Consider the following 340-nt stretch of genomic DNA (forward strand, 5'->3'; position numbering starts at 1 on the left):
CGGGCAACCCATAAACTTAGACCATGTTTTCCAGACTCCGCTCCGACATCCAGTGCATTCTTGACCGCGACCCGGCCGCCCGTACCGCCTGGGAAGTGCTGACCTGCTACCCCGGCTTGCATGCGCTGGTATTGCACCGCCGGGCGCATTGGTGCTGGAACCATGGCTTCAAGTGGCTGGGCCGCTTTATCTCGCATCTCGCGCGCTGGCTCACCGGCATTGAAATTCACCCCGGCGCCAAAATTGGCCAGTGCGTGTTTTTCGACCATGCCATGGGCGTGGTGGTGGGTGAAACCGCCGAGATTGGCGACGGCTGTACGATTTACCAGGGCGTGACGCT

1 protein-coding gene is annotated in these 340 nt (G+C 60.9%); it reads left to right on the top strand.

Annotated elements, in window-relative coordinates; all coding sequences use genetic code 11:
- Window positions 1-23: 23 nt before the first annotated feature.
- Window positions 24-340: serine O-acetyltransferase (locus tag B3F77_RS11975; RefSeq protein ID WP_414703004.1), on the top strand; the 317-nt coding region annotated here is incomplete at its 3' end.

Origin of the sequence: Polaromonas sp. UBA4122, from assembly GCA_002381615.1 — a bacterium.
Classification (GTDB): domain Bacteria; phylum Pseudomonadota; class Gammaproteobacteria; order Burkholderiales; family Burkholderiaceae_C; genus Polaromonas.